The sequence below is a fragment of the Hymenobacter persicinus genome (genome assembly GCF_004167665.1).
Lineage (GTDB): Bacteria > Bacteroidota > Bacteroidia > Cytophagales > Hymenobacteraceae > Hymenobacter > Hymenobacter persicinus.
This window is the reverse complement of sequence record NZ_SEWE01000025.1, coordinates 57,247-67,257: the sequence shown is the minus strand read 5'-3', so window position 1 is coordinate 67,257 and position 10,011 is coordinate 57,247. Positions and strand designations below refer to the sequence as shown.

Here is a 10,011-nt window from a genome sequence, read left to right as displayed (position 1 = left end):
CCGGTAACGGTAGCCGGAATCACCGGTAACGGTAGCCGGAATCACCGGTAACGGTAGCCGGAATCACCGGTAACGGTAGCCGGAATCACCGGTAACGGTAGCCGAATTTACAGTTTAAACCCAACTTTGGGGATAACCAATCCATTGCTCAAGTAATAAGTCTGCTAAATCACTTCCAGTAGCTTTCTGACAAGCTGTCGCTGCTTTCTCCAAGATATCAGATACCTGAACTATAAATCCAGCTTTCCGCAATACATCTGCTTTTGTACACCAAACTTGAAAAGCACTGCCATCGATGGAAGCATCTGGGTAAAGTGTGATAGAATACCCTTTCACTGGTGTTAGTCTTTGAACTGTCAAATAGCTTAGGCTGCCTACCGCTAGCCATATAAACTGAGGAAAGTATCCGGAGCAAATAACTGCTGTCTTTGGTGCTTCAACAATGGCAATAGGTTGTCCAACTGCGACCTTATTCAGTTGCCGTATCCCATACAAACTAGGGCTTTTGCTTACTCCCGGTTCCAGGTAGCGCACTAACCAAGCTGGAAGCTGTTTTTTCTGCTGTCTGCATGCTTGCGCGTATGCCGTATGAACCCACGTTGTGCAACGTTTTGGGGTCCCATCTTGAGCCGGCAGCTTAGAAGTGTGCCCACTTTCATCGAACAGCACAACTTGCCCACCACGTATCCTGTCAAGTTCGTCACGTTGCCAGAAAACTGTAGCACCTGGCCAGTAGGTGGAAGTCCCAATCTCAAACCGGTTGAGTAGATCTATAGCGACTCCAGCTCCAAAATGCTTTTGCAAAAGTTGGGCAAAGGCATTTCGCTCATAGCAGCTCAAGGACTGCTGTAGTACTGTTTCCGGAATAGTACACAACTGCTGAGCCGGCTGAGGTTTTGGTTGGCAACTTGACATAGTTCGTCCTTCGAGGTTACTTCGCCATTGATCGTCTGCATAGCTGATGCTATTGGATACTTTGTCATAAGGACTGAGTGAGTAGCCGCAACTGTTCATTCGATTACAGCGGCCGAACTGTTGAGGCAAAAGTTCAGCAGTGCGTAAATCCTGCCAGCGAGTGAAACTGTACGGCTTGTTGCAACCTGGGCAGGTGTAGCGGTTTTTTCGGCTGCCTCTATAGGGTTGAAGCTGGTAGCGAAAGGCCATAAATAATGTTTGTTTTATACAGCACTTCCAACACTTACTACACGGGCAGGCTTACCAATGGACGTGAGAAGAACCTTAAACCATCGTCAGCACCATGAGCAGCCCAGAAAGAGCTTATATGTGTTGTGAGTGCTATCAGTGTAGGCTAAAAGAAAACTTTTTAAAAGCTGCGACTGACTTGAACAACATGATAAATTACTCCACCACCATGGCGGGTGCTCGCAATACCACAGTTTTTCAGTCGATTGGTAAAGTTTCGACTGTTTACCGGGTGATTGCCCTCTTCGATGCAGTACGCCCGGTATTCGGGGTATAGCACTTTCCGAGCTATAGTGTGGCTCGCACTGCTTTCATAGCCTTTATCAATCAAGAAACAGCGTATTGTATCTGATTGGCCCTTGTATTCATCTACCTGCTGCCGTACCATTTCACAATCTGTGAACTTGCCTTGCTGCAGTAGTCGCCGTAATCCTTCCAGTACCCAATTGAACACGCCTGATAGCTCGCCACTAACAATTTTGGCGGCTAGCGCAGGGTCTTGCTCGGACTCGGGAATCGTTTGATTGAAGGGAACAATCAGGAACCGCCGAAAGAAAGCCGAAGTGTGTTCTACCTCTGTTGGGAGCTCATTACAATTGAACAACAGCTTACCGTAGTCACTCATTGTGAATGGTTGCCCGTAGGGTAAACGTGCTTCCACAGGTTCACCTGAAACCAATTGCTTGAATACATTCGCATCGAGTTTGCCACCTAACTCGCTGGCATAGTTTACGAGGACGTTAGCCAAGTTCGCACGGCAGTAGGCAGGTTCAATTGTCAGGTTTTGCAATGAGTGGTGGCTAACGTTTTCCTTGCCTAGCATCGCTGTAACGATTTCAAAGAAAACCGATTTACCATTGGCCCCCGATCCATAAAGAAGCAAGGTCTTTTCCAGCTTCATCTTAGCCGGCGATACGAACACATACCCAATAAACTCGGCCAATAGCCTCCGACAATCATTATCTGGTTGTACCCTGGTTAGAAATTGCTCAAACAAGGGAGCAGTGGCGACAGGGTCGTACTTGAAAGGCAACTGGTAAGTCAGGAAGTCAGCCGGGTCAAATGGAGCTAGCTTTTGTTGGTCGAGGCTGATGTGAAAGGTACCGTTGGCAAGATTGATTTTTACTGCCTCCCGCGTCCGTTCCGGGGCTGGCAGGTAAGAAGCGCTCATAAACTGTTTGAACAGCAACTCACCGAATTGGACGTAACGGGCTTCATACTTATCAATCCCCATTTTTTCTGCTGCCTTTTGCAAGAATTGCCGCAAATCATCCTCTTTCTGCACTTGCCAGAATGCTCCATTGTAGGCATACAGGTAATTGGCACTTCTGGCCAAGCCCCAGCCATTACGCTTGGCTAAGATCATCACCTCTTCTGCTACTGTAACGACATGGTGGCTCCTTTTGAGCTTCTCATTGTCATTGTCTAGGCCTACCAGCTTACGGAAGTCCAGCGGTACAACTTGTCCGAGCAACCCTCTGAGCACCTCAGCATGGGCAATCAGAGTATTTTCTGAACGGCGTTGAGCAGCGGCATCTTGGGCTACTTGGCGCTGTAAGTCAGCTATTGTTTGGGATGCTTCAGGTACTGCAGATATAGCATCCTTGGCTTGTCGTCGCCCAGCTACAGGTATTATTGCCGTCGCCATTACTTGGTCGAACGCCGCCCGCGAGGCTTGCCCTTTGGAGTGAAGAGTGTTGGGGCGTCACCTTCGCTCCGGCGCCCCCGCTCAACCCAAGCTAGCAATTCAGCACGATTGAAGTAGAGTTTGTTTCCTCTTTTTGAGTGAGGTATGCCACGCGCTGATACTAGGGCATATATCCGTGGCTTACTCAGTCGAGTAATTTCTTGAGCCAACTCAATTCCACTAACTTCAGATGCAGGGACCTGAGCAGTACTACGAAGGCGAGATAGAGCCTCTAATGCCAATGCCTCCAAGTTGCTTAACCGGGCATCGATGCTTTCAAATGGATTGTACATACGCTACGTCTTTTGTTGTTGACGAAGCGAATATTACAGTATTAGAGAGGTCTTAAAAGCCCAGTGTGCAACACTAGGCAACACTGTGCAACACTGTGCATAATTGTGCACTATTATGTTAAACTGCCGATTCCATGGAGATAACCACCTATGAATAAACAGTATGTACTAACAAGCTGATGAGTCTTATAATAATTGCTCATAGACTAAATCTATCACATCCGATGCAAAGGAATCTAGGTATACCGCGGTTACAGCTTCTGACTTATGGCCCATTGCTTGCGAAATGAGAGCGATCTGAGTCCCAGCTTGTTTGAGTGTAGTAGCAAAAGTGTGACGAGCTACATAAGTAGTGAGGGGCGTGGCAATGCCAGCGAGTTGCCCCAGTGTTTTCAGCTCGTTGTTTACTTGCCCCAGCACTTTGTGCAGCCGGTTGCTTACCTGAGCGGGGCTGACGTGCTTGGCAGAATCCAGCACCGGAAATACGTAGCTATCGGGCGTAGCAAAAGTGAATGGCCGGTAAGCAGCCACAATGGCGGCGGCAGGTGCCAGCAGCCGCAATGAGAACTTACCGCCTGTCTTTTGGCGCACGTAGTGCAGGCGGTCGGCATAGCCGGTATCCACGGCGGCCCCGGTCAGGTCGCGCCAACGCAGTTGGGCCAAATCCACAAAATTGATACCGCCCCCGTAGAACGAGAACAAAAAGATATCCTTCGCCAGCCGCTGCCGGTCGGTGGCTGTAGGCAAGGCTTCCAAGTTGCGCAGCTCGTCGCGGCTAATGGCTCGTTTGCCCGTGCTCACGTCAAACTTGCCGACTTGCAGCTTGTGCTTTTCGGCCACGGTGCGGGCGAACGGATATGCCGTAGGCTTCACCAACCCGGCCGCAATAGCTTGATTGAGAACGGCCCGCAACGTGCGAAACCGCAGCGACAAGGTTATTTCCTTGATACCAGTAGCACGTAAGGCCTGCTCCCATTCGTGGCAGAACGCCACGTTTACCCGGTCAAGGGGCACGTCGTAGCGGCCTACCCATTCAGCCCAGGCGTCGGCTTGGCCCCGGCCGGTGGGCGGCGCAGGCGCGTTGGCCTCAGCTGCAACGAACTTTGCCAACTGGTTGCGCAAGTCGCGGTACACGGTGGCATTGCCAGCTTGGCCGGTTTTGAGGTAGCCTGCGCTCAGCTCGTCGCAGTAGGCCAGCAGCTTTATTCGCCGTGCTGCTTTGCGTCCTTCAATGGCCTTGGCGGCTACGGCCGGCGCGTCGTGTTGCTCATCGGCTTCGGCCAGCGTATCGGCGGCCCCGCTGTACTTGGCTTGCCATTCTGCCAGTTTCGTCAGCAGCTTTTCGCGGGCTTTTTCAGGGTAGCTTTTGCGTACTTCCTTTTTAAGCGGGTTCCAGTACTTTGGGTGCAGACTCTGGCCGGTAGCAATGTACTTCAGCTTGCGGTCTTTGGTAATACGCACCATGAACGGGTGTGACCCATCGGCCAGCGTTTTGTAGGTGTAGTACACAACCTTGACCGTGGCCTTACCTTCCTTGTGTTCAGTCGTTGCCATATCTGCTTATCCCAACGCTGGTTTAAACGCTGGTTTAAACAAATATAATAGAAAGGAGGGTAACGACAATAAGTCCAGATAGGCCAAAAACGCTAAAAACACGGTTTTTTCTACCGCTAAGGCATATCAACAATTATTGACAACCCTCAAAGTGTAGCTTCCCAAGCTGAGGGTCGCGAGTTCGAACCTCGTTTCTCGCTCATTGGAAAACCGCCTCCTAGACGCCAAGTCTGGGAGGCGGTTTTGTTTTCGGCCTGTGCCCTGAATTTCAAATTAGTTGCCAGGTCGGAGGCACTTCTGGCTCGTGCAGAAGCTATAAACCAACGGTATCACCAAAATCGGGTTGCTCAACGGCCACAGGATTACCATGAGTACCCTGGGCTCCGAAGCCACCATCGAAACAACAGGTGTGGTGAGTCACCCCGACCATTCCAGCAAGACTGCCACCGCCAGTTGCGTTGCCCGCGCTACCCATATCGTGGGGTGGTAGAATATCGGTCTGGCATTTATCGGAAAGCAAATTCCGCTACCCCAGGCCATTCTGGACACATAAGTTGAACTGAGCTTGACCTCTGAATTATGGCCGCCAACAAGCTCGGCAGCGGCTTCCAGCAAAAAACCGGATCCTTCTCGCGCGGCTGGCGTACTTGCCCCATCTTTGCCCGTGTTATTTTCCTGTGTCCATGCTCCCTCCCACCGAAGCACCCGGCATTCTGGCGCGGCTGCGCGCCGAAACCCGCCCCTACCACGATGCCCTCGAGCAGAACGACTTCAATCAGGCCCTGACGGCCGGCACGCTTTCCCGGGCCGGCACCGAGCAGTTTCTGGCCGACATGTACGGGTTTTTGCAACCCTACGAAGTCCGGCTCCAGAGCGCTTCACTCGGTCCTGAGTGGGAGGTGTCCCGGCGGCTGCGGGCGCCCCTGATTCTGCAGGATCTGCACCGAAACCCCGCCGCGCCCGGCTTGCCCCTGTGCCCGGATATGCCGCCGCTCGATACGCAAGCTCAACTGCTGGGCGCCATGTACGTACTGGAAGGATCCACGCTGGGCGGGCAGGTTATTGCGCGCCAGCTGGCCAAAGCCGGCATCCCGGCCCGCACCTTCTTCCAGGGCGCAGGGGAACGGACCGGCCCCCAATGGAAGTTATTTTGCCAGCTGCTGACTGAGGCCGCCCCCGCCGCGGGACCGGATGAACTTGTGCAATCGGCCAGCCTGACCTTCCAGAAACTTTACGCCTGGCTAAATCGACCATGAGCTATACCGATGAGAGCCTGCTGGGCGCCGAAATAAACCTGACCAACTGCGACCGGGAGCCCATCCACATTCCCGGCCTGATTCAGCCCTACGGCTTTTTGCTCTGCCTGCACGAAACCACTCACCGGATAGTGCAAGCCAGCGAGAATACCCTTGAGCGAATTGGCGTGGCGGCCTCCGACCTGGTGGGCGGCACCCTCGACCAGCTGCTGGGTCCCGCCCGCTTGGCCGAAATCGAGCAGCTGCTGCCCACGCTAACCACCGACGCCCGGCTGCTGGGCTCCCGCCTCGACCACGTGGCTGGGCAGCCCTTCTACAAGATCATTCTTCACCGCTACGACCAGCTGCTGTGGCTGGAGTTTGAGCCCGTGGACGAAAACGCGGTGCCCCAGCTGGATCTGCCCTTCCTCAACAACGCTTTGGGGCAGATGCTGGGCGCCACGCGGGTGCTGGAATTTTGCCAGTACGCCGTGGAGCAGGTGCGCGCCATTACGGGCTTCGACCGGGTGGCCATCTACCGGTTTGCGCCCGATGAAAGCGGCGAAGTCATTGCCGAGGCCCGGCACGAGGACATTGAGCCTTGGCTGGGCATGCACTACCCCGCCACCGACATTCCCAAGCAGGCCCGGGCCATGTACCTCAAAAACTGGCTGCGCTTTATTCCCGACGTGGCCTACGAGCCCACCCGCCTACTGCCGGTGCTCAACCCCAGCACCCACCTGCCGCCCGACATGACCTACTCGGTGCTGCGCAGCGTGTCGCCGATTCATCTACAGTACCTGCGCAACATGGGCTCGGCGGCTACCATGACCATTTCGCTGATCCAGGACGGGCGGCTCTGGGGCATGATAACCTGCCACCACCGCACGCCCAAGCTGGTCAGCTACGAGCTGCGCGACCTGTGCCAGTTCATTGGCAAGACGTTTTCGGCCCTGATAACGTCCAAGGAGCAGCACGATGAGCGGGAATATCAGCTGCACATCCGCGAAAACCAGGTGCGCCTGTTTGAGCGCGTGACCAGCAACGACAATTTCGTGGAGGGCCTTTACCGCTTCAAGCCCAGCCTGCTCGACGTGTTCGACTGCGGCGGGGTGGCCATTTGCTTCGACGACGACATCATTCCGCTGGGCCACACGCCGACCAAACCCCAGATTCAGAAGGTGCTCGACTGGCTCCAGCACCACCGCACCGGCGACGTTTTCTACACCAACTCCTACGCCAGCCTCAACCCGGACGGGCTGTCTATCCGGCCCACGGCTAGCGGCATTCTGGCCATTGCCCTGGCTGAGGCCCCCGGCAACTACATCCTCTGGTTCCGGCCCGAGCAGGTGCAGACCGTCACCTGGGCTGGCCGCGACGAAAAGCCCGAGGTAATGGCCGACGGGCAGATTTTCCTTTCGCCCCGGCAGTCGTTTGAGCAGTGGAAGCAGGTGGTGGAAAGCACGGCCCTGCCCTGGAAGCCGATGGAGATTGAGGCCGCCAAGGAAATTCGCCTGCACATTTCCGACGTGCGGCTCAAGATTTTCAACGAGCTCCAAGCCCGCGCTACCACCCTCAGCAAGCTCAACACCGAGCTCGAGCGCAGCAACGACGAGCTGGACTCCTTTGCCTACGTGGCCTCCCACGACCTGAAGGAGCCTTTGCGCGGTATTCACAACTACTCGCTGTTTCTGCTCGAAGACTACGCCGACAAGCTCGACGCCGACGGCGTGGGCAAGCTCCAGACCCTGGTCCGGCTAAGTCAGCGCATGGAGAACCTGATTGAGTCCCTGCTGCAGCTTTCCCGGGTGGGCCGCCTCGATCTGGTGCTGGTCGAAACCGATATGAATGCCCTAGTGGCCGAAGTGCTGGATCTGCTTTCGCCCCGCCTCGAGCAAACCCAGACCACCGTTACCATCGCAGAGCCCCTGCCCCTGGTGCGCTGCGACCAAGTGCGGATGCGGGAAGTATTCAACAACCTGCTCACCAACGCCATGCGCTACAGTGACCGGGAGCACAAAACGGTGCACATCGGGACGGTTCCAACCGTACGAAGCCCGAAAGGCCCGGTGAACCCCAACGACTTTCACGTGTTCTACGTCCGCGACAACGGCATCGGCATCGACCCGCGTCACCACGAGAATATTTTCAAGATCTTCAAGCGGCTGCATTCCCAGGAAAAGTATGGGGGCGGTACCGGCGCCGGCTTGGCCATCGTGAAGAAGATGGTGGAGAAACATGGAGGCAGCTTGTGGGTTGATTCAGTGCGTGGGCAAGGCGCCACTTTTTATTTCACCATTTCAAAACACCTCTAAGTGAGCACATCCCCCTTGAAACCCATCCTCGTGGTGGATGACAGCGCCGAAGACTTCATGGCGCTGGAACGTGCTTTTCGCAAGCACGAGCTGCTGAACCCGGTGCTGCGGTGCGAAGACGGCGACCAGGCCCTGGACTACCTGCTCGGCTACGGTAAAAAGCCGGGCTGGCCCCAGGTGCTGCCCGCCATTATTCTGCTCGACCTGAACATGCCCGGCACCGACGGCCGCGCTGTGCTCGACGTGCTCAAGAAGGATCCGCAGCTGCATTCCATTCCGGTCATTATCTTTAGTACCTCTTCCAACATCCGCGACATCGAGGATTGCTACCAACTCGGGGCCAACAGTTACCTGACCAAGCCCATTGAGTACGCTGCGTTGGAGGAGAAAATTCGGCTGGCCATGCGTTACTGGCTGAATGCATCTGAACTCCCCTTTGCCAACTAGGAAAGCTACTGCGTGAAAAAGATTTTACTCGTTGACGACAACGAGCAAGACCGGATGCTCTACAAGCGCTTTCTGGGCAAGCAGATCGGGCACGAGCGGCTGGAAATCTACGAGGCCGACTCGGGCCAGGACGCGCTGACGACTTTCCAGGCCCAGCAGCCCGACTGCGTGCTGCTCGACTACAACCTGCTCGACACCGACGGGCTGGAAGTACTCGAAAGCTTAAAGCAGGTAGCCGCCCCCGACAGCCTGTGCGTGGTTATGATTACGGGCGGCGGCAACGAGGCCCTGGCCGTGCGCGCCCTCAACAGCGGCGCCCTCGATTACCTCGTTAAGCAGCACTTCGACCAGGAGCTGCTGTGCAAAACCGTACTGCACGCCATTGAGAAAAACGAGTGGCGGCAGTATATGGCCCGCTACCACGCCGAAATCAAGACCGTAAACCAGCAGCTGCGCGACTCGGTGGATGAGCTTACGGAGGTGCGCCAGCAGATTCGGCACAAGAACACGCTGCTCACGATGGCCAACGAGGAAATCCGGGCCCGCAACGAGCAGCTCGACACCTCCAACCAGCGCTTGGCCCGCACCAACGCCGACCTGGACAACTTCGTGTACGCCGCCTCCCACGATTTGCGCCAGCCCGTCGACAACCTGCGGGGGCTGTTTGAGGAGCTACGGCACTCCGCCGTTACCTCTGACCCCGAAGCCGAGCAGATGTGGCAGCTGGTGGACACTTCGTTGCGCGCCCTGTCCACGACCATCGCCGATTTGTCGATGGTGATTCAGATGGAGCGCGTTCCGGGCGAGCAGGTCACCGAGCTGGTTTCCCTCGATGAGCTGACGGCTGATGTGCTCCAGACCCTGCACCCGCAGGTCATAGCCAGCGAGGCCACCATCGGCACCGACTTCTCGGCCCTGCCTGCCGTGCACTACGTGCGCAGCAACCTGCGCACCATTCTGCTCAACCTGTTGACCAACGCGCTGAAATACCGCCACCACGAACGGCCCGCTCAAGTGCAGGTGCGGACGCGCCGGGAAGGCAACCACGCCATTCTGGAGGTGCAGGACAACGGCCTGGGCCTGAACATGGAGCGCTACGGCAAGGACCTGTTTCAGCTGTTCCGGCGCTTTCACCCCCAGGCCGGGGAAGGCACGGGCGTGGGCTTGTTCTTGGTCAACCGCCTCGTGCAGGCCAACGGCGGGAGCATCGAAGTCGACAGTCAGGAAGGGGTGGGCACGACGTTTCGGGTGCAGTTGGGCTCCGCCGCGGGCTAGTC

8 protein-coding genes are annotated in these 10,011 nt (G+C 55.8%); 4 read left to right on the top strand and 4 right to left on the bottom strand.

The genetic code is table 11. The features are described from left to right. Positions 1-114: 114 nt before the first annotated feature. The 4 genes from EWM57_RS12790 to EWM57_RS12775 all read right to left on the bottom strand — a co-directional run bounded on the left by EWM57_RS12790 (position 115) and on the right by EWM57_RS12775 (position 4,692). Entirely contained in the window at positions 115-1,164 is a 1,050-nt protein-coding gene (locus EWM57_RS12790; RefSeq protein WP_129921546.1) for a DUF6371 domain-containing protein, read from the bottom strand. A gap of 160 nt (positions 1,165-1,324) precedes the next feature. Next, entirely contained in the window at positions 1,325-2,851 is a 1,527-nt protein-coding gene (locus EWM57_RS12785) for a DNA primase family protein (RefSeq protein WP_129921545.1), read from the bottom strand. Beyond that, positions 2,851-3,183, bottom strand: coding sequence for a helix-turn-helix domain-containing protein (locus tag EWM57_RS21940; RefSeq protein WP_129921544.1), 333 nt, complete (start codon positions 3,181-3,183; stop codon positions 2,851-2,853). The genes EWM57_RS12785 and EWM57_RS21940 overlap by 1 nt, the downstream gene beginning before the upstream one ends. A 186-nt stretch (positions 3,184-3,369) precedes the next feature. Then, positions 3,370-4,692, bottom strand: a complete 1,323-nt coding sequence (locus EWM57_RS12775; RefSeq protein ID WP_242510057.1) for a site-specific integrase — start codon at positions 4,690-4,692, stop codon at positions 3,370-3,372. A 728-nt stretch (positions 4,693-5,420) separates the two neighbouring features. Between EWM57_RS12775 and EWM57_RS12770 the strand changes: the two genes are divergently transcribed. Genes EWM57_RS12770 through EWM57_RS12755 form a run of 4 tightly spaced genes read left to right on the top strand, consistent with a single transcriptional unit; the run spans position 5,421 to position 10,009 of the window. Beyond that, a complete protein-coding gene (locus EWM57_RS12770; RefSeq protein WP_129921542.1) occupies positions 5,421-5,993 on the top strand; it encodes a biliverdin-producing heme oxygenase in 573 nt (190 codons plus the stop codon). Further along, positions 5,990-8,287, top strand: coding sequence for an ATP-binding protein (locus EWM57_RS12765; protein WP_129921541.1), 2,298 nt, complete (start codon positions 5,990-5,992; stop codon positions 8,285-8,287). Before EWM57_RS12770 ends, EWM57_RS12765 begins: the two co-directional genes overlap by 4 nt. A gap of 15 nt (positions 8,288-8,302) precedes the next feature. Then, positions 8,303-8,734, top strand: a complete 432-nt coding sequence (locus EWM57_RS12760; RefSeq protein WP_207218312.1) for a response regulator — start codon at positions 8,303-8,305, stop codon at positions 8,732-8,734. A 12-nt stretch (positions 8,735-8,746) separates the two neighbouring features. Next, positions 8,747-10,009, top strand: coding sequence for an ATP-binding response regulator (locus tag EWM57_RS12755; protein ID WP_129921540.1), 1,263 nt, complete (start codon positions 8,747-8,749; stop codon positions 10,007-10,009). Positions 10,010-10,011 lie beyond the last annotated feature (2 nt).

Bases quoted from the DNA above. Each gene is read 5' to 3' on its own strand.
- EWM57_RS12790 (WP_129921546.1), bottom strand. From the start codon at position 1,164: ATGGCCTTTCGCTACCAGCTTCAACCCTATAGAGGCAGCCGAAAAAAC.
- EWM57_RS12785 (WP_129921545.1), bottom strand. From the start codon at position 2,851: ATGGCGACGGCAATAATACCTGTAGCTGGGCGACGACAAGCCAAGGAT.
- EWM57_RS21940 (WP_129921544.1), bottom strand. From the start codon at position 3,183: ATGTACAATCCATTTGAAAGCATCGATGCCCGGTTAAGCAACTTGGAG.
- EWM57_RS12770 (WP_129921542.1), top strand. From the start codon at position 5,421: ATGCTCCCTCCCACCGAAGCACCCGGCATTCTGGCGCGGCTGCGCGCC.
- EWM57_RS12765 (WP_129921541.1), top strand. From the start codon at position 5,990: ATGAGCTATACCGATGAGAGCCTGCTGGGCGCCGAAATAAACCTGACC.